At 56.6% G+C, this 26875-nt stretch carries 20 protein-coding genes and 1 tRNA gene; 2 read left to right on the top strand and 19 right to left on the bottom strand.

Annotated features, from left to right (window positions below):
* Positions 1-70 precede the first annotated feature (70 nt).
* From VNL73_09880 to hrcA, 10 genes are all read right to left on the bottom strand, one after another.
* The gene (locus VNL73_09880; GenBank protein HXF49715.1) at positions 71-2431 is read right to left on the bottom strand and encodes an endonuclease MutS2; all 2361 of its coding nucleotides are present in this window, start codon (positions 2429-2431) and stop codon (positions 71-73) included.
* A 76-nt stretch (positions 2432-2507) separates the two neighbouring features.
* Positions 2508-3155 carry a CvpA family protein gene (locus VNL73_09875; GenBank protein HXF49714.1) on the bottom strand — a complete coding sequence of 216 codons (648 nt, stop codon included), beginning with the start codon at positions 3153-3155 and terminating at the stop codon, positions 2508-2510.
* Between the two features lie 132 nt (positions 3156-3287).
* A complete protein-coding gene (locus VNL73_09870; GenBank protein HXF49713.1) occupies positions 3288-3734 on the bottom strand; it encodes a GatB/YqeY domain-containing protein in 447 nt (148 codons plus the stop codon).
* A complete protein-coding gene (gene rpsU, locus VNL73_09865; protein HXF49712.1) occupies positions 3725-3925 on the bottom strand; it encodes a 30S ribosomal protein S21 in 201 nt (66 codons plus the stop codon). Before rpsU ends, VNL73_09870 begins: the two co-directional genes overlap by 10 nt.
* Positions 3926-4020: 95 nt before the next feature.
* Entirely contained in the window at positions 4021-4755 is a 735-nt protein-coding gene (locus tag VNL73_09860) for a 16S rRNA (uracil(1498)-N(3))-methyltransferase (GenBank protein ID HXF49711.1), read from the bottom strand.
* A 2-nt stretch (positions 4756-4757) separates the two neighbouring features.
* Positions 4758-5618 carry a 50S ribosomal protein L11 methyltransferase gene (locus VNL73_09855; GenBank protein HXF49710.1) on the bottom strand — a complete coding sequence of 287 codons (861 nt, stop codon included), beginning with the start codon at positions 5616-5618 and terminating at the stop codon, positions 4758-4760.
* Positions 5611-6771 (bottom strand): molecular chaperone DnaJ, encoded by a 1161-nt coding sequence (gene dnaJ, locus VNL73_09850; protein ID HXF49709.1) that lies wholly within the window; start codon positions 6769-6771, stop codon positions 5611-5613. The genes VNL73_09855 and dnaJ overlap by 8 nt, the downstream gene beginning before the upstream one ends.
* Before the next feature lie 82 nt (positions 6772-6853).
* Positions 6854-7714, bottom strand: a complete 861-nt coding sequence (locus VNL73_09845; protein ID HXF49708.1) for an MBL fold metallo-hydrolase — start codon at positions 7712-7714, stop codon at positions 6854-6856.
* On the bottom strand, positions 7698-8294 hold the full coding sequence (gene grpE / locus VNL73_09840; protein ID HXF49707.1) for a nucleotide exchange factor GrpE: 597 nt from the start codon (positions 8292-8294) through the stop codon (positions 7698-7700). Before grpE ends, VNL73_09845 begins: the two co-directional genes overlap by 17 nt.
* A 36-nt stretch (positions 8295-8330) precedes the next feature.
* The gene (hrcA, locus tag VNL73_09835) at positions 8331-9362 is read right to left on the bottom strand and encodes a heat-inducible transcriptional repressor HrcA (protein HXF49706.1); all 1032 of its coding nucleotides are present in this window, start codon (positions 9360-9362) and stop codon (positions 8331-8333) included.
* 143 nt (positions 9363-9505) lie between these two features.
* Here hrcA and VNL73_09830 point away from each other — a divergent pair.
* Positions 9506-9591 (top strand) — tRNA-Leu (locus VNL73_09830).
* Between the two features lie 19 nt (positions 9592-9610).
* Here VNL73_09830 and VNL73_09825 read toward each other — a convergent pair.
* From VNL73_09825 to VNL73_09800, 6 genes are read right to left on the bottom strand one after another with little or no spacing between them, the layout of a single operon-like run.
* Positions 9611-13660: a PAS domain S-box protein gene (locus VNL73_09825; protein HXF49705.1), complete on the bottom strand. Its 4050-nt coding sequence runs from the start codon at positions 13658-13660 to the stop codon at positions 9611-9613.
* Between the two features lie 4 nt (positions 13661-13664).
* Positions 13665-14816 (bottom strand): hybrid sensor histidine kinase/response regulator, encoded by a 1152-nt coding sequence (locus tag VNL73_09820; protein HXF49704.1) that lies wholly within the window; start codon positions 14814-14816, stop codon positions 13665-13667.
* On the bottom strand, positions 14813-15280 hold the full coding sequence (locus tag VNL73_09815; GenBank protein ID HXF49703.1) for a response regulator: 468 nt from the start codon (positions 15278-15280) through the stop codon (positions 14813-14815). Before VNL73_09815 ends, VNL73_09820 begins: the two co-directional genes overlap by 4 nt.
* Positions 15281-15297: 17 nt before the next feature.
* A complete protein-coding gene (locus tag VNL73_09810; protein HXF49702.1) occupies positions 15298-18468 on the bottom strand; it encodes a PAS domain S-box protein in 3171 nt (1056 codons plus the stop codon).
* 23 nt (positions 18469-18491) lie between these two features.
* Entirely contained in the window at positions 18492-19052 is a 561-nt protein-coding gene (locus VNL73_09805) for a response regulator transcription factor (protein HXF49701.1), read from the bottom strand.
* Entirely contained in the window at positions 19049-23065 is a 4017-nt protein-coding gene (locus tag VNL73_09800) for a response regulator (GenBank protein HXF49700.1), read from the bottom strand. The genes VNL73_09805 and VNL73_09800 overlap by 4 nt, the downstream gene beginning before the upstream one ends.
* Positions 23066-23146: 81 nt before the next feature.
* Here VNL73_09800 and VNL73_09795 point away from each other — a divergent pair, with 81 nt between their 5' ends.
* Positions 23147-24292, top strand: coding sequence for a saccharopine dehydrogenase C-terminal domain-containing protein (locus VNL73_09795; GenBank protein HXF49699.1), 1146 nt, complete (start codon positions 23147-23149; stop codon positions 24290-24292).
* A gap of 8 nt (positions 24293-24300) precedes the next feature.
* Here VNL73_09795 and VNL73_09790 read toward each other — a convergent pair whose 3' ends face one another.
* The 3 genes from VNL73_09790 to VNL73_09780 form a co-directional block, all read right to left on the bottom strand.
* Positions 24301-25143, bottom strand: a complete 843-nt coding sequence (locus tag VNL73_09790; GenBank protein HXF49698.1) for an amidohydrolase family protein — start codon at positions 25141-25143, stop codon at positions 24301-24303.
* Positions 25140-25895, bottom strand: a complete 756-nt coding sequence (locus tag VNL73_09785; GenBank protein ID HXF49697.1) for an enoyl-CoA hydratase/isomerase family protein — start codon at positions 25893-25895, stop codon at positions 25140-25142. Before VNL73_09785 ends, VNL73_09790 begins: the two co-directional genes overlap by 4 nt.
* Before the next feature lie 9 nt (positions 25896-25904).
* The coding region (locus VNL73_09780) for an ATP phosphoribosyltransferase regulatory subunit (GenBank protein ID HXF49696.1) at positions 25905-26875 on the bottom strand (971 nt) is incomplete at its 5' end.

The raw sequence follows: 26875 nt of genomic DNA, 5'->3' as shown, positions 1-26875 counted from the left end.
AGGTCGCCGGATTTTTTGTACGAATTTAATATAGACGGGTTTCGGGAAAAGTCAATCGGCAAATAAAAATTTATTTTTTCAGCGTGACAACCGTCACCCCTTCCCCCCCTTCACCCGATTCACCCGGATGGCTTTCCAGAACGGCGGGATGCGTTTTCAGAAACTCGGCGATTCGCTTTTTCAAAGCCCCCGTTCCCTTTCCGTGAATGAGCCGCACGAACGGCGCCCCGGACAACAGTGCCCGGTCCAAAAACTTGTCCACTTCCGAAACGGCCTCATCCCCCAAAAGCCCGCGCAAATCGATTTCGATGGAGGCTGCCTCCTCAAAAGATCCCGAGGAAAAAACTGCCGCCTTCTTTTCGGCAGACGATGCGGCAATGAGACGTACCTCCTCCCGCTTCAGCTTATAGGTTTTCCCTTCGATTTCAACGGTCGCTTCGGCGCCGTCCAGATTTGCCAGAGTTCCCCTTGCATTAAAAAAAGGGACGAAAACCATTTTGCCGACCTCCAGCGGCTCGTCTGAAAAAACCGTTTTCTCCATCAAGCTTTCTCTTTCCTTTTCAATGACCTGCATCCGCGCGGTCACCTGCCGGCGCGTTTGCTCCAATACGGACTTATCTTTGGCCTGTTTTTTGGCGGCCTCCAAAAGCGCTTCCATATCCCTTTTTGCCTGGCGGACGTACTGGGTCGCTTCCTCCAGCACTTTTTTTCTTTTCTCCTTCTCGAATCGTTTGAATTCCTCACGTTCCGCTTCAAGCACTTGGCTTTCAGAGGACAACCGTTGTTCAAGCTTTTGCAATTCCCTTGATTTTTCTTCGAACGCCCGCTCTTTTTCCGCCAGCCGGGCAAGCAGGTTGGAAAGCTCCCGTTCGGACGTGCCAATTTTTCCTCTCGCCTCGTTCACGATGTTCTCCAAAAGCCCGATGCGTGAGGCAAGCTCAATGGCAAAACTGGCCCCCGGAATGCCGGGCCGCAGTTTGTAGGTGGGCCGCAGGGTGTTCGTGTCAAAATCGAGCGAAGCGTTCTGCATTGCCGGATACACCTCCGGCAGGGTCTTCAAGCTGGAATAGTGCGTGGTGATTACAACCTTCACGCCCACCCTGTGGAGATAGGCCAAAAACGCCTCCGCCAGCACCACCCCTTCCTTCGGGTCCGTGCCCGAAAAGAGTTCGTCGAATAAGAGCAGGCTGTCCGGGGTCAAATCCTTCAAACTCTCTTTCAAGCGGACGAGATGGGCGGAAAAACTGGAAAGCGAAAGCTCAATCGATTGTTCATCCCCGATGGTGGCAAAAATCTTCTTAAAAACCGGAAGTTTCGTTCCCTCTTTCGCCGGGAGAGGAAACCCGGATTGAAACATCAAGGTCGAAAGCCCTACCAACTTCAAGGTGACGGTCTTGCCCCCCGCATTCGGGCCGGAGATCAAAAGAATTCGATTGCTCTCCCCCAGCGTCAAATCACAGGGAACCACCCCGGATGGGTCATATTCTCCTTTAGGAAAAAGCAAAAGGGGGTGGCGTGCGCTCCGTAGGACAATGTCTTCTTGCGAAAGCTCGGGCAAAACCCCTTCGATTCGGCTTCCGAAGCTCGCCAGCCCGAAGAAACAGTCGAGTTGCGCAAGAATTTCAAATTCCTTCTCCAACTTCTCGTGCCGCTCTACGACGAGGGCGGACAAATTGGACAGAATTCGTTTGACCTCTTCCTCCTCCGCCAGTTCCGCTTCTTTCAGCTCGTTGTTCATCTCAACGGTTGCCAGCGGCTCAACAAAAAATGTCGCCCCGGAGCCGGAACGGTCGTGGACGATGGCCTTTTTCAAATCCGGATCTTTTTCGCCGAACGGTATGACGTAACGCCCTTCCCGCAGGGTTACGTATCCCTCCGGCCGCCCGACCAGCCCCTTTTTTTCCAATATGTTCCAGAGCTTATTTTCGATTTTATCCCGGAAAGCCCGGATTTTCTGCCTTAGCGATTTCAAAAGCGCTGTGGCGCTGTCTTTAACCTCGCCGGAGGGCTCCAATGCCTTGAAGCAGGCGTTGGGAAAGATTTTATCGGTCTCCAAAGGTGCAAGAAATCCGGCCAGCCCAGAATACCGTTCCTCCAAATCCTTGCGCGCCTTGACCAGCTGGTTGACAAGCGTCACAAAATTGGCCACCTCCCAGAGCTCTTTGGGAGTCAGGATGATTCCCTCTATGCCGAGCTTGGGGAAAAGCGCAGCCAAATCTTCAAAACGTTGAAGGGGAAACGGGGTTCTGCTTTTGACAATCTCCAAAAGCTCGCCGATCAGCTTTTGACGAAATTGAATTTCCTCATGCCGGTCGGACGGCTCCAGGGCCAGAATTTTCCCGGCCCCCGCAGGAGAAAGGGCAAATCCGGCGGCAATTTTTTTTATCTTCTCAAATTCTAAAGCGTCTTTGCTGTGCGAGTCGGCAATCATTCATTGACCTCAAATAAAACGACCCCGGAGCGTAAACCCCGGGGTCGTAAGATAAAACAATTTTCCGTTCTTTTCCTTACGGATTTTCTCCGTAGCGCGCCTCCAGATTGGCCAGAACGCGCGAAACCCGCTCCCCATACCGCCCGTCATCACGCCCAAAGGCAATCCGCCGGCTGCCGTTTCCCCGCTCGGCTGGCCGTGGGTCGAGCGAGGCGCGAATTTTCGGCATAAACTCCGGGCTCCGCGGGTGTAAAAAATCGGTGCTCTCGTACAGCATCGGCACCGAACCGGTCAAAGCCGGGGCGAAAAATGAGTTCTCAACAGAATCGTAGAACCGCTGGGGAAACGGCAGGTAAAAAAGCAGAAACAGAACAAACCCCACCAAAACCCAGCCGCGGATGAATCCGACCAGCCCGCCCCCCACCTGGTCGATTTTCCCCAAGCTCGAAAGGGAAATCGCCTTGTTGAACAGGAGTCCCAGAAGCCGGAAGGCGAAGTAAAAGGCGGCCAGAATCAAAACAAAGGAGACAAACGAAACCACCACTGGCGAGGCCTTCATATGGGAAAGCACCCAGGCCGTTACGGCATCCACCTTATTGATGGCGATGACCACGCCGATGATCAATCCAATAAATCCCATCACCTCCCGAATCAGTCCCCGCTTGACTCCCAGGGCGATCGAACCGACCAAAAGCGCAAGCAAAACGAAATCCAACCAGTTCATAACCCACCCCTCCGTGAGTTAGGGTTTGTATTTTCCCGCGCCGGAGAAACCGTTTCTCCGGGCGGCGCTCCGATGAAAAAAGCCGCCCTCCTTTCGTTTAAGGCAGCCGGTTTTCCAATTCCCGTACAAACTTCATCCTCCGAGATGTGCGGCGACGAGCGCGTTCACTCTTTTCCCGTCCGCCCGCCCCCGGACCTTGGGCATCAAGCTTTTCATCACTTTTCCCAAATCGGCGTTGGAGGTGGCGCCGACTTCGGCGATGGTGGATTTTACGATGTCGGAAAGTTCGGTCTCGGTTAGTTCGGCGGGGAGGTAAGATTGCACGATGCCCAGTTCGGCCTCCTCCTTGGAGACCAAATCCGGCCGGTTCCCCTTTTTGAATTCTTGAATCGATTCCTTCCGCTTTTTTACCGACGAGGAGAGCACCAAAATCGTCTCCTCGTCGGTAAGCGGATGTTTTAAATCAATTTCCTTGTAGCGTATTTCGGATTTCAGAACGCGCAGTACGCCGAGTTTGACTTTGTCCCCCGCTTTCTGGGCGGCGATCAAATCGGCCTCCATTCGCTCTTTTATTCCCATTCTTCCATCATTTGCTGGCGGCGGACTTTTCTTTTGGCCGCGGCCATTTTCCTCTTTTTGCGTTCGGATGGTTTCTCGAAGTGCTGATGTTTCTTCAAATCGGCCAAAATGCCGCTTCGCTCGCACGATTTGTTAAATCGGCGCAGGGCCTTCTCGAATGTCTCATCTTCCCGCACTCTAACGCCGGTCATTAAATCGACCCCCTTTCACAATAGGCGTCGGCGGAAGTTAGCGTTAACTTCAGTCTCCAAACCAATATACGGGGTAGGGATGGGGCTGTCAAGGGTTAAAGCTCTGCTTTAAGTACAAACAGTTTGGCGGCCAAAACCAGCCCCGCCGTCTCCGTACGCAGCCGCCGCAGCCCGAGCGAAACCAACCGGCCACCCGCTTGGTGGATGGTTTCAATTTCTTCGGCGGCAAACCCGCCTTCCGGCCCGATAACGGCTATGATTTCTTGCCCAAAAGACGAGCCGCCGAACATCGAAGCTCCACTTTCCACTGGATGGGCCGCTACGAGCTCTCTATCTCCTTTCCTTTTAATAACTTCGGCAAGATTTTTCAAAATCTCGACTTTGGGTATAACTGACCGTCCGCACTGCTTGAAAGCCGCCAAGGCGATTCTTTGCCAGCGGGCAAGGTTCTTATCAACCTGCTTTTTATCCCATTTGACTTCTGAATAGTGAGCAAAATAGGGCCAAATGGCGCTAACCCCCATTTCGGTCGCTTTTTCCACCAGCCAGTCCAGCTTCTCCCCTTTGGTTAGTCCGATGGCCAAAATCACCTCCGTTTTCGGTTCGTTTTTGCCTGTTTCGGATTTTAGGATTTCGGCTTCAACTTCCTTTGCGGAGGCGGACCGAATTTCCGCTTCATAGGTCTTCCCCAACCCGTCGGAAGCGGCGATTCGGTCCCCCTTCTTATGCCGAAGAACCTGCGCGCAATGCCGGGCCTCGTCGCCGGTAAGACGAAGCATATCCCCCGTCACATTGCAGGGTTCGACGTAAAATTGGGTTACGAAGCGCAACGTTACGGGGAAACGACCAAGGCCGCCCAGTCGCAGTCCCGCCCAAACGCCACCAAACCGGCTCCCTGTTCGTTCAAAAAACGTCCGAGCTCGGCCAACTGGTAGGTTAATACACCGGAGGCGACCAAAAGGCCGTCCTTTTTCAGGGCTTTTTTGAAACGGGGAAAAAATTGTTTAACTTGAGACAAAATCAAATTTGCAAAGATTAAATCATACTTCTCGTCCGGCACGGCCTCGATGGAACCGAGTTTCAGTTTGACTTTCTGACCAACCCTGTTCAAGATTGCATTTTCCTCCGCATTTTCAATCGCCAAAGAATCGTTGTCGATGCCCAATACTCCTTCGACCCCCAGCTTCGCCGCCAAAATTGCCAGAATGCCGGAACCGGTGCCGAAGTCCAGCACTTTCATACCGGGCCTGACCAAACCCAAGGCAGCTTGACAGCAAAGCTGGGTGGTGGCGTGTTCACCCGTGCCGAAGGCCATTTTCGGCTCAATTATGATTTCATTTTTGTGCCGCCCCTTGTGCCACGGCGCCGCCACCCACCAGCCCGGCGCCACCTGCCGGGGCCGGAAGCTTTTTTTGAACTCCTCCACCCAGTCAAATTCTTTTTCATAGCGAACGAGGGCCCGCCCCGGAAGGCAGCGGGGATTGGCCGCCTTCAGTTCGGATAAAAATCGAGCCAAATGCTGCTTTTTCTCTTGAATCGAGAGGCGCGGAGAAAGATACCCCACCACCCGCATTTTCTTCCCGTTTTCCTCCAGAAGCAGATTATGGGAAAGGTTCTGGACAAAGAAGCCCACCACCGGATCTTCCAGCCGCTTGTCGATTTCTGCCACGATGGCACAGTACCTGTTAGACACCAAGGGTCTCCCGCAGTCGCTCCATAAAGCTTTTATCCTTGGGGGGCTTGAAGCCGGGCATTTCCGAAAGCTGTTTCAAAATTCGTTTTTCCTCGGCAGAAAGGGAGGTCGGCACCCAGACCACCACCTGCACCAGAAGATCCCCCTTGCCGTAGCCGTTCAAGGCCGGAATCCCCCGGCCCCGCATTCGAAAGATTTTGCCCGACTGCGTTCCGGAAGGAATTTTGAGTACCGCCTTCCCATCCAAAGTCGGCACCTCGATTTCATCGCCGAGGGCCGCCTGGGCAATGCTTATCGGCAAATGAATTAGAACGTCGTTTCCCTCCCGTTTGAATACCGGATGCTCTTCCTCTTCAATGAAAACATACACGTCCCCCACCGGCCCGCCGCGCGCCCCGGCATCCCCCTGCCCCCGGATAGGAATGTAATTGCCGGTGGCCACCCCGGGAGGAACCTTGACGTTGATGGTGGAACTGCCCCGAACCCGGCCATCCCCTCCGCAGTTGGTGCAGGGTTTCTCGATAATTTCCCCCTCTCCCCGGCAACGGGGACAGGTGGTCACCGTCATCATCTGCCCAAAAATGGACTGGCGGACCTGGCGTATTTCTCCCGCTCCCTTGCACTGCGGGCAGGTGGTTTTTCCGCTTCCCCGCTCCACGCCACTCCCATTGCAAACCTCGCAGGGAATCAGCCGCTTCAGCTTGATGGTTTTCTCCACCCCTTTGGCTATTTCTTCGAGGGTGAGTTTTATTTCGACTTTTAAATCCCGCCCTCGCTCGCCGGCCGCCCGACCTCTGCGCCGGCCTCTGGATGGCTCGCCGAAAATATCCTCAACCCCCCCCATCCCGCCGAAATCCCTCATGAAAGTGCGCAAGGCGTCGGACAGGTCAAACCCGCCGAAGTTGAAATCGGCATACTGCGCCCCGGACCGTGCTCCCGCATGGCCGAACTGGTCGTAGCGTCGGCGCTTTTCTGGATCGCGCAAAACCTCGTATGCTTCCGCCAGCTCCTTGAACTTCTCTTCGGCGTGTTTATCCCCCGGATTCTTGTCCGGATGGTGCTGAAACGCAAGCTTTTTGTAGGCCTTTTTGATATCCTCTTCGGAGGCCCCCCGCTCCACCCCTAAAACTTCATAGTAGTCCCGTTTGGCCATGGCTATTCAATATATCGGGATAAACGAAAGCAGGCAATTCACAAAAAAGCGGGAAACCAAACGGGCTCGGAAATTTTTAAAATTACTTCCTTTCCCCTTTTAGCTCGTTGTAGCAGCGCGTGACATTCATTGGGAGCCAATTCTCCCACCCGGCCAAATCCTTGTATTGGGACAGGGAAAAATCCTTCAACGCCTGTTCCAGCGTTTTCCCGGCATCCACCTGCGCTTTTACCGCCCGGATGAAATCAGTCAGATAATTTTGAAAGTTTAAAAGCCCTGCATTGTCGAAGACCGGCCCGTGCCCCGGCACCACCGTCCTGGCGGATAGGGAGCGGAGTTCCTCCAGGGTCGCCACCCAGTCCCGCAGAAACGCGTCCCGCATAACCCCGGCCGAGCCGTTGAAGGACAAATCACCGGTAAAAAGGATTCTTTCCTCCGGCAGCCAGACAGCTACATCCCCGTCCGTATGCCCCCGCCCGGAATACAAAAGTTCGATGGTGCGGTTGGGACGATGGAAAACAAGTTTCCGGTTGAAGGTGACAGTGGGAACGCGGAAGGTTGGGGCTGTGTCTGCGGCCATGACCGCCCGGGTGTTATCGTGGGAGATGATTTCCACCGCCGCTCCAAAGGCGGTCGTCCCGCCGACGTGATCGCGGTGCTTGTGGGTGACCACCAGATAGCGAATCGGTTTGTTCGTGACTTTGCGGATTTCCCCCTGCAACATCCGGGCCATCTCCGGACTGATGTGGGAATCGATGACCACCACTTCGCTGTCGTTGACGATGAACCCGGAGTTGGAAACCGCTTTTCCCCTTGGCTGGGCGATGGCGGCATACACCCCCTCGGAGAGCTTCTGAATCTCAAAGTCGGCTGCCCGGGTTATGCAGAATGAAAAGAAGACAAAAAGCAGGAAAATGAAAGAGAATCTATTCTTTGACGTCATTCGCTTCCTCGGCGGATTCGGTTTGTGCTTTTCCTTTTGATACGGTCACACGTGCCGGACGCACGACCTTACCCCCCAGCGAGTAACCCTTGGATAAAACTTGCAGAACCTCCCCTTCCGGCCGTTCCGATTCGAGATGGGCAATCGCCTCGGAAGTGGAAGGGTCGAACGGCTGCCCGTCCACTTTCAATTCCTCCACCCCTTCTTTTTTCAAAACGCCGTCTAACTGCCCGGCGATAAGTTCGATACCCTTCCGGAAGCCTTCGGCATTTCCGGCGGAATTGGAAAGCGCCCGCTCGAAGTTGTCCCGCATATCCAAGAGTTCCAGAATCAGCCGTTCGTTGGCGGTTTTGACGACGGATTGAAAATCCCGCGCCGTCCGCTTGCGGAAGTTGTCAAATTCCGCCGCCAGCCGAAGATACCGATCTTCCAGTTCTTTCATCTTGGAGGAAAGCTCCGCTGCCTTGGTCTCCGCCTCGGCTACCATCGCTTCCGCTTCCTCTGACTCGGTTTCAGAAGGGGCCGGTTCCTGTGGGACGGCTTCCGGTTGCTGCTCGGTTTTCTTTTTTTCTTCAGACATATGCATAGTTTTAATCAAACAGTGGCTGAAAACGAATTACTCGGATAGAATTTCGGTCAACAATTTGGCCGTGTAGTCGACGATGGAAACGAGCTTGGAATACGGCATCCGGGTCGGCCCGATGACCCCGATGGTCCCCTTCAGGCCGCCGACCTCGTAGGTGGAGGTAACCATCGAAAGATTTCTGGTTTCGTCCCGATCGCTCTCCCGGCCGATGGTGATGACGATCCCTTCCTTTATCCCCTTGGCGGAGACCACTTCCACCAGTGATTTCTTCTCCTCCAGAAAATCGACCAGGGCCGACACCTTTTCCTGATCCTTGAACTCCGGCTGGCGCAGGATATTCGCCGTTCCTTCGAGGTGCACCTGCTCCGGCGCAGCAGTGTGCAATAGCGCTTCCGAATGATCCAAGAAAAGCTTGATGAGCCGGGCATCCCCGGAAGATACGTCCTTGAACCGGTCGCCAAGGGTGGCGCGAATCTCCCCAAGGGAGCGGCCGGAGAGCCGCTCGTTCAAAACCCGGCGGGTCTCTTCGAGCGCAACCGAATCGATTTTCACGTCCACTTCCAGCAAAATCGACCGCGCCAGCCCTCCCTTGACCGCCACAATCATCAAGAGTTTCCGCTCCGCCACCGGCACCAATTCAATGCGGGTCAAAACCCCCCGCTCAAAGCTGGGGGCAACCGAAAGCCCCAATTGGCGGGTGAGGTTGGCCAAGAGCCGGGAGGTCTGCTCTAAGATGCGGTCGACGGCCGCCAAATCGGCTGAAATTTCCCTTTTTATCTTCTCTTTTTCCTCTTCGGACAGCGCTTCCGGCTTCAGCATCCGGTCCACATAAAGACGGTATCCCGTATCCGTTGGCACCCGCCCGGCGGAAGTATGCGGCTGTTCCAAAAGCCCCAATTCCTCCAGATCCTGCAATGTGTTCCGCACGGTGGCTGGAGAAATCCCAAGCTTGTAGCGACTGGCAATTACTCGCGAACCGACCGGGTCGGCGGTCTGGATGTAATGCGCGATGAGCACCTCCAAAATCCGCCGCTCCCTCTCGTTCAGATTTTCAAACGCCATATCTGATAATAAGTTACCTCAAAAATCCGCCTTGTCAACTTCACAAATGACAATCCCCGAATGTTAATCGTTCAATGAATTATACACCCGAAAACGGATTGCACTTGACGATAGGGCCTCCAAAAACGATTTTGGGAAAAGAAGCCGGAGTGGTGAAACTGGTAGACGCGCGGGACTCAAAATCCCGTGGGGCCTAAACCCCGTGTCGGTTCGATTCCGACCTCCGGCATTTTGAGGGGAAAAGGATTCTACTTTTTGGCCGCTGGTTTTTTCAGCTTTTCTGTCTCGTCAAACGAGGGGGCGCTATTTTTGGTGCTGTCCAGAATTTCGCGCACTTTTTGGGCCAGCCCCTGCGGGGAAAACGGTTTTTGAATCAATCCCGTTCCGTCGGGCAAGCTTCCCTCCCGGAAGGCGGAATGGTCGGTATAACCGGTCATAAAAAGAATCTTCACCCCCCGGCGGGCGCGCTTCAGCCGGGCGGCAAGTTCGGGTCCCCCCATTCGGGGCATAACCACGTCGGTTAGGAGCAAATCCAAAGCTCCTTTATGCTCCTTTACAACCTCCTGCGCCTCGGCTCCATCCCCCGCTTCCAGGACGGTGTACCCATTTGCGCGCAGTATCTTTCCCGCCAAAGCCCGCACGGCCCCCTCATCCTCGACTAAAAGTATGGTCTCCGTTCCTCCCGTGTTTTTTAACGGAGCCGGTGCGGCCGGTTTTGCCGGCTTTTCCGGCGCCGGCTGAACAACTTGCGGCAAATAAATTTTGAAGCAGGAACCCCGTCCCGGTTCACTGTAAACGGAAATGTAACCGCCGCTCTGCTTGACGATGCCGTACACGGTAGAAAGCCCCAGGCCGGTCCCCTTCCCCTTTTCCTTGGTGGTGAAAAACGGCTCGAATAGATGTTTTTGCACTTCGGGGCTCATTCCGGTTCCGGTGTCCGATACGGCCAGCATCACGTACGCCCCCGGCTGCGCACCCACATGTTGCTGGACAAACGCCTCATCCAGTTCGACGTTGCCTGTTTCGATGGTGAGCCGCCCCCCCTGCAGCATCGCATCACGGGCGTTGACGCAAAGATTCATGATCACCTGCTCCAGTTGATTCGGGTCGGCGTTCACCAGCGCCAATTGGGGAGCGGGAACGGTGACCAGTTCGAGATTTTCCCCGATAAGCCGGGAGAGCATTCCCTCCATCCCACAGACCAGTTCATTCAGATTCAGAAGGACCGGCTGCATAACCTGCCGCCGGCTGAAAGCCAGAAGCTGCCGGGTCAAAGCCGCCGCCCGTTCGGTGGCTTTCTTGATTTCCTCCACATCCTGTTTCAACCGGCTGTTTGGCTCCACCTGTTCGGAAACGAAGTCCGTGTAGCCGCCAATGGCGGTAAGCAAATTGTTGAAGTCGTGGGCGATGCCGCCCGCCAGTTGCCCCACCGCTTCCATTTTCTGGGCCTGCCGGAACTGCTCGGCCAGTTGCTTTTGCTCGGTGATATCCTCCGCGATTCCGGCCTGGCGATAGGTCTTGCCCGCATCATTTTTAATGGGAAACACGCGGGCCCGAATCCAGCGGAGGGACCCGTCGTTCCGGACGATTCTAAATTCCTGGCTGAAAGGACTGTCGGGCACTTCCGCCGAGACACCCGGAACCAGCATTTTTTCCCGGTCTTCAGGATGGATGGCTTCCATCCAGGCCCGCGGCTCGGAGAATAGCCGTTCTCGGCTGCGTTCAAACACTTTCTCATAGGCCGGATTTACGTAGAGCGTCTCGGTCAATCCGGTATTGGTAATCCAGATAACATCCTTGCTGTTTTCCGCAAACTGGCGGAAACGCTCCTCGCTTTCCCGCAGGGCCGCTTCCCCTCTCTTGCGCTCAATACCGAGAGCAATCTGATTCGCCACCGCAGAAAGAGCCTTCAGGGCAAAATCGGTCAGCGTATGCCGGGCGAACATCGCCATCACCCCCAATAGCCGCTCCTCGATGATTAAGGGATACCCGGCAAACGCCACCATCCCCTCCCGCTTGGCCCATTCCTGGTCCCCCACGCGGGGGTCGCCGATAACCGAGTTGGTGAGATGCGGCTTCCGCTCTTGGGCGATGAGTCCGATTTTGAATTTCCCCACCGGCACCCGACCGTGGGGGCCGTCCAGATGGGTGTACATTCCGGCGCTGGCCTGCAGCTCCAGCATCTGCTCATTTTCATTGAGCGTCCAGATGCGGGCAAAGGCGGCATCCAGATTGCGCACCAGAATCTCCGAACAGCGATCCAGCATTTCCTTCAGGGAGGTCGACTGGGTCAAAGCGGCCCCCACTTCTGCCGCCAGGAGGGCCAGTTTTTCCCGTTCCGCCTGGGCTTCTTCCAAGCGTTTTCTTTCGGTAACATCCTGCACGGCCCCGACCATCCGCAACGGGCGGCCGGATTCTTCGTCGAAAACAATATCTGCGTGTTCGTGAACAACCCGCTCCACCCCGTCCGGCCGCACGATTCTATGCTCGATGCTGTACGCGGTTTTCTCGGCCAGGGCGCGGGCCACGGCCTCCACAATTTTCGGCCGGTCCTCCGGATGAACGATTTGAAAGAATAGGTCGTTGGTTACTTTGACGGAACCCGGCTCATAGCCGAAAATCCGGAACGACTCCTCCGTCCAGCGCAGTTCGTTTTTGTTCAAGTCCTCCAGGTTGGAAAGATCCAGCTGCCAGCCGCCCAGTCGCACCATTTGCTGGGTTTTGGCCAGAAGCGTTTCGCTGTTTTTGAGCGCTTCCTCCGATTTTTTCCGCTCGGTGATTTCACGCGAAACCCAGACCACCAGCCGGGGACCTTCGGCCCCCGGTATGGGAGCCGTGCGCCCTTCAAACCAGCATTTCCCCGCCGGCACGTCCAGACTGTATTCCAGAATCTGCGGCTGTTGGGATTCGATTGTTTTTCTAACGATGGAAAGATACAGGTCGGCGGCTTCTTTGGGGAGAACCTCATGCAGCAATTTTCCCTTCAGTTTCTGTATTTCCTCGTAAAGCAGCCTTTCCTTGGTGGGTGCAGTCAGGGCTTCGACGTACCGCCCATCTTCATCCAGAATAAACACCAAATCCGGTATGGCGGACACAAACGCCCGCAGCCGCGCCTCGCTGCGGCGCAGTTCCTCCTCCGCTTTCTTCCGCTCGCTGATGTCTCGGATGAACCCGGTGAAAAGGGGCGGCTCCCCCATCGCAATGCGCTGAATGGAAATCTCCACGGGAAATTCTCTGCCGTCCGCGCGCAGGGCGGTCATTTCCAGCCGCTCTCCCAGAATCCGGCTGTGCCGGGTGGACAGGTAATTCCGCAGCCCCTCCCGGTGGCGTTCCCGCAGATGGTGCGGAATGACCAGTTCCGCCAATTCCTTCCCCAACACCGCCTCCCGGCGATGGCCGAAGATTTTTTCCGCCGCCGGGTTGAATTCCACAATCCGTCCTTGATGGTCGATGGTGATAATGCCGTCCGTGGCGGATTTCAAAATGGCCCGGTTCCGGTTCTCCACTTCCGAAGCGATCTGCTCCGCTTTTTTTCGCTCGCTGATATCGGCGAAAACCGCCATCGCACCTGCCGGCTTCCCCTCTGCGTCCAGAAGTGCGGCCACGGTCATGGCCACGTCCACCAGCGAACCGTCCTTCCGTCTTCGTTTCGTTTCCAAATTGGCGGTGGACTGGCCCCGCACGGCCCGCTCGAACATTTCCCGGAATTCGGGGTGTTTGTCCTTGGGCACAATGGGAAGGGTGGTCCCCAGCACTTCCCGATCGCTCCAGCCGAAGAGCCGCTCCGCCGCCGGGTTCCACATTGTAACGTTGCGCTGCAAATCGACGGTGACGATGGCCAAAGGGGAGCTTTTGATAAGCGACCAGAGGGTCTGGTTGGTTTCCTTGAGCGCCGTTTCCGCTTTGTACTTCAAACGCCGCCCCTCCGCCTGCCGCAGTTCCCGCTCCACGGCGGCCGAAAGCCGGGTGAGATTGTCCTTCATGATGTAGTCATGCGCACCGGCGCGCATTGCCTCCACGGCAATCTCTTCCCCGATGCTGCCGGAAACCACGAGAAAGGGCAGATCAAGGCCTGACATCCGCAAAACACTCAAGGCATCAAGTGCCGTGAACCCGGGCATCAAATAATCCGCCAGGACAACGTCCCAGTTGGCGCGGCCCAGAGCGGCGGTCATCGCTTGCGCCGTTTCCACCCGCTCGAAAACGGGGGCAAACCCTCCCCGCTCGAGTTCCTTGACCATCAAAAGCGCGTCGTTTTCGGAATCTTCCGCGATCAAAACCCGCAGCGGCTTGGCCACCGGCTTACCGTCCCTTCTCCAATCGTTCCCCCCTCGAATCGGAAGGAGAAACGGCCGGCTGGGTTTGATGGGGCAGCAGGATGTTAAAAGTCGTCCCCACACCCGCTTCCGAGCTGAATTCAATCTTCCCGCCGTGCGCCTTTACGATTTTCTCGCAGATGGAAAGCCCCAAACCGGTCCCCTTGCTTTTGCCGTGGGTGAAAAAAGGGTCGAAAATCTTCCCTTGTATTTCAGCCGGAATCCCCGGCCCGTTGTCGCGTACCGCCAGTCGGGCTTCATGAGAACTCACCGCCACGGAAAGCAGTATTTCTCCGCCACTTGGCATCGCCTCTTTGGCGTTTCCCATCAGATTGGCCAGCGCCCGCCAGATCCGTTCCCGGTCGGCCAGCACGGAAGGAGGGGCGTTGGGCAGAACCTGCCTCTCCAAAACCAGGCGAATGCCGGCGGAGGCGAAGGGTTTTTCGTAGGTTTCCACCAGTTCCCGGCAGAGCTCCGGCAGGTTGACCGGGCCCAGCGCCAGCGAAACCTCCCCTTTGGCAAAATCCAGAATCTCCTGGCACATCCCCAGCATCCGATCCACCTGTTTTTCGATGGCCCCGCTGTATTTTTTCCCAATTTCCGGGGAGGAGAGTCCCTCCGTGTTGAGAAAGTCGAGGTTTCCCAAAATCACCTGCATCGGGTTCTTCAAATCGTGGATGATGGATGCCGCCACCTGTCCCACCATCTGCAGCCGCTCGGCGGCCCGCAGTTTCTCTTCCGCATCCCGGCGGGCCCGGCGCTCATCCGCTTCGGCCAGCTCCCGGGCCACCGCGGGAACCAGCCGCGTAAGGTTGTTTTTCATGATGTAATCGCTCGCGCCCCCCTTCATGCAGGCCACCGCCACATCCTCCCCGATGCTGCCGGAGACAATGAGGAAGGGGATGTCCAGCCCGGTTTCCTTCAAAAGGGACAAGGCCGCCATCCCGTTGAAATGCGGCATGGTGAAATCGGAAATGACCAAATCCCACGCCGTTTTTTCCAGCGCGTTTTTCATCGCCTCCGGCCGGTCCACCCGCAGGTACTGCGGGTCGTAATCTCCGTGCCGCAGCTCCCGCACCAGAAGAAGGGCGTCGTCTTCCGAATCGTCGACGATTAATACTTTGAGCGGCCTGCTCATACCCTCACTTTGGCGTTCGGAGCCTTTTGTACCGGTGGCGCCTCGTTCAGCAAAAGCCAGTAAAGCCCCAGCTGCCGCACGGCCTCCGTGAACTGGTTGAAATCGACCGGCTTGCGGATGTAGCTGTTTGCCCCCCGGCTGTATCCTTCGACCAAATCAATCTCCTCCTTTGAGGAGGTGAGAATGACGATGGGCAAAAGGCGGGTGCGGTCGTCGGCCCGCAGCCGTTCCAGCACTTCCAACCCGCTTACCTTCGGCAGTTTAAGGTCCAGGAGGACAAGCTGGGGCATCACGGCCATGTTTCGGCCGGCATATTTTCCGGTGCCGAACAAATACTCAAGCGCTTCCGCCCCGTCCCGCGCCACCACCACCTCGTTCTGGATGTTGTTCTTTTTCAACGCCCGCATGGTCAGCTCGACGTCGTCCGGGTTGTCCTCCACCAGGAGAATGATTTTTTTGTCCACGTCTTTACTCCTTCCGTCTACAAAGTGAAATAAAAAGTCGCTCCCTCTTCCACATTTCCTTCCGCCCAGACCCGCCCCCCGTGCCGGTGGATGATCCGCTGCACGGTCGCCAGTCCGATGCCGGTTCCGGTGAATTCGGACGGCGTGTGCAGCCGTTGAAAAGCGCCGAAAAGCTTTCCGGCGTACGCCATGTCAAACCCCGCCCCGTCGTCCCGGACGAAAAACACCGTCTTGCCGTCCGGCTCCCGCCGGGCGCCGAATTCGATGCGCGCAGACGGATGCTTGGAGGTGTACTTCCAGGCGTTTCCCAGCAAATTTTCCAGCGCGACCCGCAAAAGCCGCGCATCCCCGTTCCCTTTTAGATTATCGGCAATTACAAAACTGACCTTGCGTCCCGGGGCTTGTTTTTGCAGTTCGGAAACAACTTCCCGCGCCAATTCACTCAAATCCACCGTTTCCATCCGCATCTCCCCGCGGGAGACGCGGGATAGGTTCAACAAATCGTCGATGAGCTGGGCCATCCGCAAACAGGCCCCCCGCACCCGCCCGAGGTAATCCTTGCCGGATGTATCCAGCCGTTCCCCGCAATCCTCAAGAAGCGCCTGCGAAAACCCGTCGATGCTCCGCAGGGGGGCCCGCAAATCGTGGGATACGGAGTAGGAAAACGCCTCCAGCTCCTTGTTGGCCGCCTCCAACTGGGCCGCCTGCTGCCGCAGCGACTCGTTCAGTTTCTGAATTTCCTCCTCCCTTCGCTTGCGGTCGGTGACGTCCCGCGCGGCGGCATAGATTAGCCGGTTTTCCAAAGACATCGTGGAGTTCCATTGCAGCCAGCGGTACGAGCCGTCCTTGCAGCGATAGCGGTTTTCGAAGGAAATCACGTTGACGCCTGCGGACAGTTTTTCCGCCTCGCGCCGGGTTGCTTCCCGGTCGTCGGGGTGAACGAACTCGAGGAACGGTCTGGAGCACATCTCCTCCACCGTGTAACCCAGATTCTTTTCCCAGATGGGGTTCAGCCGCTTGAAGTATCCGTCGAAGCCGGCGATACAGAGCATCTCCAGAGAGAGGGTGAAAAATTTGTCCCGTTCCTCCTCCGCCCGTTTCCGCTCCGTGATGTCGTTGGCCAAAACCAGTTCGGAGCGCCTTCCTCCAAAATCCAAAAGGTGCGATACGATTTCCACATGGATGATGGTTCCGTCTTTTTTCCGATGCCGCCATTCCCCCGGCGGATGGACGCCGTTCTTCAGTTTAGACACCCGCTCCAGAAGGGCCGGAACATCCTCGGCCGGGCGAATATCCTTGATGGTCATCTTCAAAAACTCTTCTCGTGCGTATCCGTAGTGCCGGACGGCGGCGTCGTTGACCGCCAGAAAGGAAAGGGTTTCCAATTCGAAAACCCAGGCCGGAAGCGGGTTTTCGTCAAAAAGCATCCGGTAGCGCTGTTCCGAATCCCGAAGGATGGCATCCAATCGTTCCCGCTCGCTGATGTCACGGATGGCCGCGGTTACCAGCCGCCCCCGTTCGGTTTCTATGGGGGATAAGCTGATTTCCACTGGAAACTCCGTGCCATCCCGGCGCCGTCCGTATAGCTCCAGCCCCGTTCCCATTGACCGCACCCTCGGCTCCTTCATATAGCCCCTGCGGTTCTCGACGTGCCGGCCCCTATACCGTTCGGGCATTAACTGCTCCACATTCATTCCAACCAACTGCGACCGTTCGTAGCGGAAAAGTTTTTCCGCCTGGGCGTTTACCAACACGATTTTGCCGTCCTCTCCGACGATGACCATGGCGTCCGGGGCCGACTCCAAAAGCGTCCGGAACTGGTTCTCCGCCCGTTTACGCTCGGAAATGTCACGGATGATTCCACTGAAGAAAACCTCCCCCGCCGTCGTCCAGCTGGTCAGCGAAAGCTCCAGCGGAAATTCAGTGCCGTCCTTCCGCACCCCGTGCAACTCCACTGTTTTCCCGATGACGCGCGCCTCGCCGGTTTGCAGAAAACGGTGTAGCCCTTTTTGGTGAGCATCGTGGTAGCGCTCAGGCATTAAAAGCGTCAGCGGCCTCCCCATGATCTCATCCGGCGTGTAACCGAATATGGCCTGCGCCCCCTTGTTCCAGAGAATGATGACCCCTTCCCGGTTTGCCATCACGATGGCGTCATGCGCCATTTCCGTGACCGACCGGAAACGCTCCTCGCTGACCCGAAGGGTCTCTTCTGAGCGCCGGCGTTCGGTCAGAGCGTGTTGAATCAAATAGGCAAGGAGCAGGCTTACGAAAAGCGCAAAGCCGTAAACCTCCGTGACCCGCCGCAGGTTGGCATCCCGCTCGGCGAAAGCGGCTGCCGTCGGTTGCTGCGCCACCACCCCCCAACCGTAACCGGGCACGGGCTCATAGGCGGAGAGCCGCTCCTCCTTTTCGATGGGGTTGTACAATACATCCACGCCCACTTTCCCCCGCAAAAGCCGCTGGACGACCGGAACGGAAGAGAAATCAGCGATTGTTCCCTGTCCGGAATATTTTGGATGGGCGGCCACCCGCCCCTGACGGTCCGTCAGGTAGACGAACCCTTCCGGTCCCGCCTCGATGCTTTTGCTCCATTCAAACAGGGTGCCGATCGCGATCTGCAAAACCAAAATCCCCTCTATCCCCCCGTCCCGCCCCCGGATGGGTGTGGCCACGGCCACCACGTTCATCCGCGGCTCCGCCGCGCGGGTGTAGACGTCCGAAACATAAACCTGACCGCTGGCGAGCACCCCGCGATACCAATCCCGGTGGGAAAAGTTTCTCCCGCGCACACCCACAAGCTCCGGCGTGTCGGCCCAAAGCGTCCCGGAGCTGTCCGCCAAGAACGCCCGTTCCACAAAGGGGAAATCTTTCGGCACGTGCTCGAGAATCCGGATGGCCTCCCCCCACTTTTTCTCCGCCACCAGCCGGCGGAACTGCACCCGGGTTGCCAAAGCCAAGCCCAAATCTTTCAACCGGTCAAACTTTTCCTTTACCGTGATGGCGGTGAGATGGGCAGTCGAGCGCTTCTGGGCGAAGGCGAGTTCGGTCAAATCCTTTTTGGTTTTCAAATAGCTGAAAACACCGACGGCCAGAACGGGCAGGAAGAGAGCGGCAAAAACGACCGGTGCCACCGGCCAGACGTTCCTTGTTTTGGGTATGGGAGTTTTATGCGGGTATTTGTCAAACATCTGAATTCAATTGAAAGCGGTGATTACTTTTTCCTTTCCACCAGCAGTTCTTTCTGTTTCTCCGCGCACTCCGGGCAGATGGAATGGCTGAAATCCACTTCCGTATGGGACTTGAGATATTCTTCCGCCGTCTGCCAGAGGGCCTTGTCGCTGCGAATTTTTTTGCACCAGGCGCAGATGGGCAAAATCCCGCGCAGCGTCTGGATGTCCGCCTGCAGGGACAAAATCCGCTCCGCTACATGCAGGCGGACTTTCAACTCATCGGCATCAAACGGCTTGGTTAAATAGTCGTCCGCCCCCGCCTCCATCCCCTCCAGAAAATTCTCCTTGCCGGTCTTGGCGGTGAGCAGGATGAGATAGGTGTAATCGGAACGCTTGAGGGAACGAATTTTCCGGCAAAGCTCCGGCCCGTCCATCTCCGGCATCATCCAATCCAGGATCACCAACCGGAACTCCCCCGAGCGGTAAAGGGACCAGCCCGCCGCGCCGTTGTCGCAGGCGGCAACCGCATGCCCCCAGCCGGTCAGCGTTTTTTCCAAAATCAGCCGCGAAACGGCGTCATCTTCCGCCACCAGTATCTTCATCCTTTGACCACCCCCTTTGCGGCTAAACTCCCTTTTACCTGTTCAAACTCCCCGGCCATCTGTTTGAGCGTGTTGCGGCAGTGGGCCGGCGATTTTTTTCCCGCCTGCTCTTCCAGTTCCCCGGCCAGACGCGAAAGCCCGGATGCCCCGAAATTGGCGGAAGCCCCTTTGATGGAATGCGCCTCCCGCTCCATCCGGGTGAAATTTTTCGTCCGCAGCGCTTCGTTCAAAAGACCCAGGCGGTTTTCGCAGTCCGCCAGAAAAACCTCGATTAACTGCCGGCGAAAGGCGGCATCTCCGCCGGAGGCCTGCTCCAGCCGGGCCCAGTCCACCGGCGCCGCCCTTCGGTTGTTCTCCTTTGCCGCCACAACCGGAGGAGCGAGGGGCCGGCGGGCCATCCAGCGCTCGACCACCTCCCGTAATTCCAAAGGTTCGATCGGCTTGGATACATAGTCGTTCATTCCCGCCTTCAGGCATTTTTCCCGGTCGCCGGAAAGGGCATGCGCGGTCATGGCGATGATGGGAATTTTGGCCTGCGGCCCCGCCATCTTTCGGATCTCCCGCGTGGCTTCCAGCCCGTCCAGTTCCGGCATCTGCACATCCATCAAAACCAAATCAAACTCCCGCGCGGATAAAACCTCCACCGCCTCCCGCCCGTCCTTGACGGAAACGACCGAATAGCCCGCCCGTGAAAGCACGGCCTCCGCCACCGCCCGGTTGACCTGGTTGTCCTCGGCGACGAGAATGCTCCCCCCCCGTTTGGCCTCCTCCAGCCAGTGACGGGTAATCAGCGGCTGCTCGGCCTCCCTTTCTTTCGAACGCCCCAAAACCGCCGTTATCGCCTCCAATAGTTGGGATTGCTTCACCGGCTTGTGCAAGTAGGCGGCAAACCCGGCCGCCTTGGCCCGGACGGCGTCCCCCCTCGTCCCCACGGAGGTTAGAAGAACGAGAAAAGTCGGCTGCAAGGCCGGATGGGATTTTATTTTTCTTGCCAGTTCCTCCCCGTTTTCATCCGGCATCTGAAAATCGATGATGGCGATGCGGATGGGATCCCCCAGCGTCAGCTGTTTTTGCAGAACCCTCATCCCCTCGGCCGAATTTCCGGCGGGAAAGGCCCGGCAGCCGAACGACTCCACCATCCGGCAGAGAATGTCCCGGTTCACGGTGTTGTCGTCCACAATCAAAACGGCTGCGTTGCGGATATCCGCGCTGACGATCCGGGGACGGGCGGCCAGGTTTTTGGAAAGGGGTATTTCGAACCAGAATTCGCTCCCCCTGCCCGGCTCGCTTTCAAACCCGATCTCCCCCCCCATCAGCTCCACCAATTGCTTGGAAATGGCCAGGCCCAGACCGGTTCCCCCGAAGCGCCGCGTGGAGGAGCCATCCACTTGGGTGAAGCTCTGGAAAAGCAAATGGTGCTTTTCTGCCGGAATGCCGATCCCGGTGTCCTTGACCGAAAAGCGGATGCGTGCGGTCTTATCATCCTCCGCCAGCAAGCTGGCGCGGATGACGACCTCCCCCTTCTCTGTGAACTTGACGGCGTTACCCGTGAGGTTTATGAGCACCTGGCGCAGCCGGGTGGGATCCCCTTTCAAGGCGAGCGGAACGCCGAACTCCACCAGACAGGCCAGCTCCAGCCCCTTCTGTTCCGCTTTGGGAGCCAGAAGGGAGGCGGTATCCTCCACCACGGAGCGCAAATCGAACTCGATCGACTCGATGGAAAGCTTCCCCGCCTCGATTTTGGAGAAATCCAGAATGTCATTGATGAGGGTTAGAAGAGATTCGGCGGAACTTTTGGCCCCGCGGATGAACTCGGCCATCTCCCGCTCGTCAGCAAAGGCCCGGCTGGAAAGAAGCCCCAGATAGCCCAGAACTCCGTTCATCGGCGTGCGGATTTCGTGGCTCATGTTGGCCAGAAACTGGCTTTTCAAGTTGGCCTGCTCCAGTGCGGCATCCCGGGCCATGGCCAGTTCCTCCACAGCCCGTTTCCGCTCGGTAACGTCCTGAATCAGGGAGACCCCGTATAGAGGTTTGCCATCTGCACTGTGCAGCCAAGCCGACGACACGTGCCCCCAAACCAATTGTCCGTCTCTTCGGACGTAGCGTTTTTCCAATTCGACGGTCGATTTTCCCCTAACGGTTACTTCTCGTAAAGCCACCCGGGATTTGTCGAAGTCATCCGGATGGGTAACATCGAACAGGGCCATTTGCAACAATTCTTTTTCCGAGTATCCCAGCCACTTGCAGAACGCCGGGTTGACCTGCAGGAAGCGGCCCTCGGGGCTTACTGTAACCATCCCGGCCGAGGCGTTCTCAAATATCGAGCGAAAACGCTCTTCGCTCTGCCGCAATGCCTCCTCCGTGTGCTTCCGCTCCAGCTCGGCGGCGGCCCGCACGCCGAAGATGCCGAGGATGGAGCGCAAGTCGAACTCGTCCGCCACCGGCTCGGTGTGCAAAACGCCCAGAACGCCGAGCGGCTTGCCGGCGGAATCAAAAAGCGGGGTCCCAAGGTAGCTTTCGGCGTTCAAATCCTTCAGGATCGGGTCGTCCGGAAAGTGTTTCTGCACTTCGCGGGGATAAAACTCCATCCCCTTCCCGATCACGTTTTCGCAGGGCGTCCCGGCCAGTTCGTACTCAAAGTTTTCCATAAACCCGTCCCCCGCCCAGACGGCGATGGTGCGGGCCCGTTCCGGACTTCCCTCCAGTACTTCGCCGATAAAGGCGTAGCGGACCTCGAGCACCGTCGCCAGGTGGCGGACCAGGGAACGGAAAAAGTTGACGCCGGTGGCCGACGAGATTCCCTCGGCAATGGCCCGCAGGGCCTTTTCCACCCGTTTTTGCTCGGAAACATCCACCATGCTGCCGACCATCCGCTTGATCCGGCCGGCGGCGTCCCGCACCAAACGCCCCTTGTCCCATACGTCGATGTAATGCCCTTCCTTGTGGCGAAACCGGTACTCCCCGATAAAGTCCTTCCCGGCCGCCAGGTTCTCCTCGATTTGGGTCAGGATGCGGGCCTGATCGGAGGGATGCACCCGTTCCTCCCACCAGGCGAAGTTCGGATCAACCTCTTGCAGTTTGTAGCCAAAAACGGCGGTTATATTTTCGGTCCATATAATCCTGTTCTTTTCTATGTCCCAGTCATAAATCACGCCGCTGGTGGCCGAGGCGGCCAGGTGAAAACGCTCGTTGGACTGCCGCAGCGCCTCCTCCGTGGCTTTCACTTCCGCAAGCGTCTGGGAAAGCGACTCCGAGACGCTCCGTTCCCGCTTCTGCCCCACCCGCACCCGCATCAAAAGCCAGACGGCGAACAGGCCGATTGAAAAAGAGATCCCCGCCAAGAGGTATAAATCCTTGAAGAGGCCGCTTTGGGCGTCCATGAGCTTGGCCCGTTCCTCTTGGTGCTTTTTCTCGATCGTTCGCAGGATTTCAAGCGCCCTGGCGCAATACCGGTCCATTCGGGCCATCGAGGCGCCGGCCAAAGTCTCCATTTCCCGGATTTTTCTTTCCGCCGCCCCCCCCTTCCGCAGCCGTTCCCTCCTTGCGGCCGCATCCAAGGTCTTTTCAGCTTCCTCCAAAAGCCGGGTCACACTGCTGTCCAGTTGGCTGATGATGACAGCCGCCGGGACCTCATTGGACAAGGCGGCCACAAACTCGGAACGGGCGTTTTGGTAGTGCCGGTGATAGGCCGCAAGAAGCTTCCGTTCCTTTTCAACCTGGTAGTTTTCCAAAACGTCGTTGGCCGGCCGATTCAGCTGCAAAAGCGCATCCCGCAGCCGGCTTTCCATCTGCAAGGCCTGGTTTAAATCCTCCCGGTCGGAATGGATTTCCAATCCCGAGCTGATGACGTTAATCGCCCAGATGCCGAAGATTAAAACGGCCAGCGCGGAAAAAACTACCAGCCATCCCTTCCGGCTTTCCGGAGGCAGGGGCTCGTGCCCCCCAAACGAGGGCCCTCCCAATCCGGGAAGGCTGTGTTCAAATTGCTGCATGTCATTATTCTTTTTCGGCATAACCCCAAAAAACATAAAGGGATACCTGCCACCCCAAAGAGGGGTTTGTGCTTGCGGTCTTCATCCGTTACATTCGCCGGGGTGAACTTGGCCGTTTTGGGAGCGGGAAAAATGGGGCGGGCAATCGCCTTCGATTTCTGCCGGCAGCCGGATGTAAAGAAAGTCACACTGTTGGAGGGAAACCGGAGGATTCTTAAAGAAGCGGCGGGCTTCATCAAAAACTCAAAACTGAAGGCCATTCACGCCGACCTCTCCAGTGCGTCCCATATAGCCCGTCTAACAAAAGGACATTCCGCCCTCGCTTCGGCGCTGCCGTATTTTTTGAACCTTGCCGCCACCCGCGCGGCCGTTCAAAACCGCGCCCACTTCGTTGATTTGGGAGGAAACGACACTGTTGTAGCCGCCCAAAGAAAATTGGATTCGTCCGCAAGAAAGGCCGGAATTGCCATAATTCCCGAAGTCGGCCTCGCCCCCGGTTTGGCCTCGATTTTGGCCTACGGTGGAATGAAGCAGTTCGATACCGTCGACGAAATCCATATGCGTGTGGGCGGCTTGCCCCTCAATCCCAAACCGCCGCTCAATTATCAGGAGGTCTTCTCCTTGGAGGGTTTGATCAACGAATACGTCGAGCCGGCCAAAATCCTGAAGGAAGGCCGGCTGGCCGCCGCGGAGTCGATGGACGGATTGGAGGAGATTCGCTTCCCCGACCCGTTCGGTAAAATGGAGGCCTTTTACACCTCCGGAGGCGCCGCCGCCCTGCCGGAAATGCTGAAGGGAAAAGTGAAAGAGCTGGACTATAAAACCATCCGCTACCCCGGCCACACCGAAATAATCCGCGCCGCTGTCGAGATGGGGCTTGCGTCACAGAAGGAGATTGTTATCGGCAAGATGAAAGTGACACCGCGGGCGGTATGGATTAAACTCTTGTCGGAACTCCTCCCCAAAACCGGCCCGGATGTCGTTCTGCTTCGCGTCTGGCTGGACGGCGTCAAGGCAGGAAGGAAAATGCGTTTGATCTATGAGTTGGTGGAAAGAGCCGATTCGAAATTCACCGCGATGATGAAGGCCACCGCCTTCCCCGCCTCCGTTATTACCCTTCTGTTGGCTCGTGGAGAGATTTCCCAAACCGGCGCCCTCCGTCAGGAAGAAGCCGTCCCCTTGAAAAAGTTTATTGCGGAATTGGAAGCCCGCGGCCTCCGCGTCCAGACCAAACTCGAAGAGGTTTGATTCCCTCTCTAACTGAAAAACTGCTCCGCCGTCTTGTGCAGGATGTTCTCCCTGGCCTCATCGGAGAGCTTTAGCTTCTTAAAATCCTCGATGTTTTTGGCGATGGAAGCCACTCCCGGCCCCGGCCAGTCCGTGCCGAAAAGTGTTTTTGAGGCGATTTCCTCCAGCCGCGGAAAATTCTCCAAAACCTTCGCCGGCGGAATGCCCGAGATTTCGAGATAAACGTTGGGGTGCCGCCGCACTAAAAAGAATGCCTCCTGCTGCCAGAGCGGTCGTCCCCCGTGCGCCAGGATGATTTTCAAGTTCGGAAAATCTACGGCCACGTCATCAATCGGAATCGGATTCCCGTACCGGCTGCGGGCGCCGGGAAAAATCGAAGTGCCGGTATGAAACATCACCGGCAGTTTCTTCAGCTCGCAAAACCGGTATAATTCCTCCAAGTTGCGGTGGGACGATAGGTAATCATTGGGTGAAAAAAGCTGATGCGGCGGGTGCAACTTGATTCCCCGAATTCCCCAGTCCATTACCTTCTTCAAATCCTCCGTGACGTTTTTGGAAGTTCGCGGGTTGACCGACCCGAACGGGATCAGCCGTTTCGGATGACTCTTGCAGTAATTGGCGCAAAACCGGTTGACCTCAAACGAGAATCCCATCAAATCGGGGGAATCATAATTGATGATCCAAGCCTGGGCGATTCCGGTTGAGTCGAGGTACTCTACGAACGCGTCCGGCGACTGGATGAATTTTTGTATCTGGTCATAATCCTGCCGCCCGTTTTTCATCCGCACCAGAACCTCCGGCTTCAATTGATTCCACGGCTGGATGTGCACGTGGCAGTCGATAACCTTCATTTTCCGCTCCAAACCGGCGTTCGTTTTTGAAGAAAAGCGTTCAACCCCTCCGTCATATCCTTTACTCTAACCAATTCCCGCAAGTATATGTTTTCCGAGTGCTTAAGCCTTGCCTCCATACCCGCCTTTGGTCCCGCTAAAGCTTTCTTGGCAAGCCGCAAAACCGCCGGACTGAAATGCGCAAGCTTTTCATAAAGCTTCCATATCTCGCCGTCCAAATCATCGGCCACTCGGTTGACCAGTCCGGCTTGCCATGCCTCTTCCGCCGAATAACTTTTTCCTTCCAGAATCAGCTCCGCGGCCGCCCGATGCCCCATTCGAACCGGGAAATAAGCGGCGGCAAACGGCGGAAAACATCCAACCGCTGCTTCCGGTTGAGCAAATACCGATTTGGGTGTGGCAAAAATGAAATCACAGGCCGCCGCCAGTTCGCACCCGCCGCCGAAAACATAACCATCCGCCGCCGCGCAGGTAATCAGGTTCGACCCGACGATGCGCCGTAAAAACCCATGAAAAGCCGAAAGCATCTTTTTGACCGTTTTTGGAAAATGCTCTTTTATCTCAACCCCCGCCGAGAAATTTTCGCCCTCCCCCGAGAAGACAACCAAAAGCGGTTTTTCCTTCTCCAAGGTTGCAAACGCCTTGCTCATTTCCCCTAACGTGGCAATATCGAGGATATTCAACGGCGGGCGGCTGATGACAACCCTCGCCAGATGCTTTTCTTTTTCAACGAAGATATTCTGATACTTCATAAAACAATTTTAACCCCGTTTCAACTCCACAGGCAATTCCCCAAAAGGCAGCTTCACCTGCTGGCCGGTGGACATATTTTTGAACGCCACCTGCCGCTCCTTCATTTCATCTGGCCCCACCACAGCCGCAAAGCCGATTTTTCTTTTCGATACCCACCCAAACTTGTCCCGCATTTTATCCTCCGCAAAAGGATATATTTCCGTCCGAACCTTCTTCTTCCGCAGAAAAGCCGCAACCTCCAGCCCGTATACCAAACTCGCTTCATCAAACGGCAAAACGACCGCTTGGGTGACGCCTGCTGCTTCTTCCAACTTTCCTCTCTCCTCCAGCACATCGATAATCCGTTCCAGCCCGAAAGAACTTCCCGTGGCGGGCACTTCTTTGCCGGTAAAAAGCCCGATGAGATGGTCGTACCGCCCCCCGCCGGTGACGCTGCCGATTTTGGCGTCGCTCAAAACGGTTTCAAAAATCGGTCCCGTGTAATAATCGAGTCCCCGCGCCAGAGAAACGTCAAAAGCCGCGGCCTCGGCGGGAATTCCGAGACGCGCGCAGTATGTCATAAGGGTTTCGGTTTCTTCGATCGCTTTCTTCCCTTTCTCGGTATGCCCCAAACCCTGCCTTAAAAAATCCAGCGAATTGGCCTCTATCACCGGCAGTATCTTTTTAGCGGCCTCCGGGGACAATCCCTGTTCTCCAAGCTCTTTTTTTACTCCGTCCAACCCGACCTTGTCCAGTTTGTCCAAGGCCGAAAAAAATCCCCCCTGTTTTTCCTTGGCAATCCCGGCCCACTCGGCGAGGGCGGAAAGAATCTGGCGGTGATTGACACGGATGGAAAAATTGGAAAATCCCAGCGCCGTTAAAACTTCATACGTCATCGCCACCAGCTCCGCATCCGCCAGCGGCGCTTCCTGCCCGACGATATCCACGTCACACTGGTAAAATTCCCGGTACCGCCCCTTTTGCGGCTTGTCCGCCCGCC

It is taken from the genome of Verrucomicrobiia bacterium (assembly GCA_035574275.1).
Taxonomy (GTDB): Bacteria; Zixibacteria; MSB-5A5; order DSPP01; family DSPP01; genus DSPP01.
This window is presented reverse-complemented; position numbering and strand designations above follow the sequence as displayed.

Bases quoted from the DNA above. Each gene is read 5' to 3' on its own strand.
- dnaJ (HXF49709.1), bottom strand. From the start codon at position 6,771: ATGGCCAAACGGGACTACTATGAAGTTTTAGGGGTGGAGCGGGGGGCC.
- VNL73_09790 (HXF49698.1), bottom strand. From the start codon at position 25,143: ATGAAGGTTATCGACTGCCACGTGCACATCCAGCCGTGGAATCAATTG.
- VNL73_09880 (HXF49715.1), bottom strand. From the start codon at position 2,431: ATGATTGCCGACTCGCACAGCAAAGACGCTTTAGAATTTGAGAAGATA.
- VNL73_09785 (HXF49697.1), bottom strand. From the start codon at position 25,895: ATGAAGTATCAGAATATCTTCGTTGAAAAAGAAAAGCATCTGGCGAGG.
- VNL73_09845 (HXF49708.1), bottom strand. From the start codon at position 7,714: ATGACGTCAAAGAATAGATTCTCTTTCATTTTCCTGCTTTTTGTCTTC.
- VNL73_09875 (HXF49714.1), bottom strand. From the start codon at position 3,155: ATGAACTGGTTGGATTTCGTTTTGCTTGCGCTTTTGGTCGGTTCGATC.
- VNL73_09800 (HXF49700.1), bottom strand. From the start codon at position 23,065: ATGCCGAAAAAGAATAATGACATGCAGCAATTTGAACACAGCCTTCCC.
- VNL73_09820 (HXF49704.1), bottom strand. From the start codon at position 14,816: ATGAGCAGGCCGCTCAAAGTATTAATCGTCGACGATTCGGAAGACGAC.
- rpsU (HXF49712.1), bottom strand. From the start codon at position 3,925: ATGACCGGCGTTAGAGTGCGGGAAGATGAGACATTCGAGAAGGCCCTG.
- VNL73_09870 (HXF49713.1), bottom strand. From the start codon at position 3,734: ATGGGAATAAAAGAGCGAATGGAGGCCGATTTGATCGCCGCCCAGAAA.
- hrcA (HXF49706.1), bottom strand. From the start codon at position 9,362: ATGGCGTTTGAAAATCTGAACGAGAGGGAGCGGCGGATTTTGGAGGTG.
- VNL73_09810 (HXF49702.1), bottom strand. From the start codon at position 18,468: ATGTTTGACAAATACCCGCATAAAACTCCCATACCCAAAACAAGGAAC.
- grpE (HXF49707.1), bottom strand. From the start codon at position 8,294: ATGTCTGAAGAAAAAAAGAAAACCGAGCAGCAACCGGAAGCCGTCCCA.
- VNL73_09805 (HXF49701.1), bottom strand. From the start codon at position 19,052: ATGAAGATACTGGTGGCGGAAGATGACGCCGTTTCGCGGCTGATTTTG.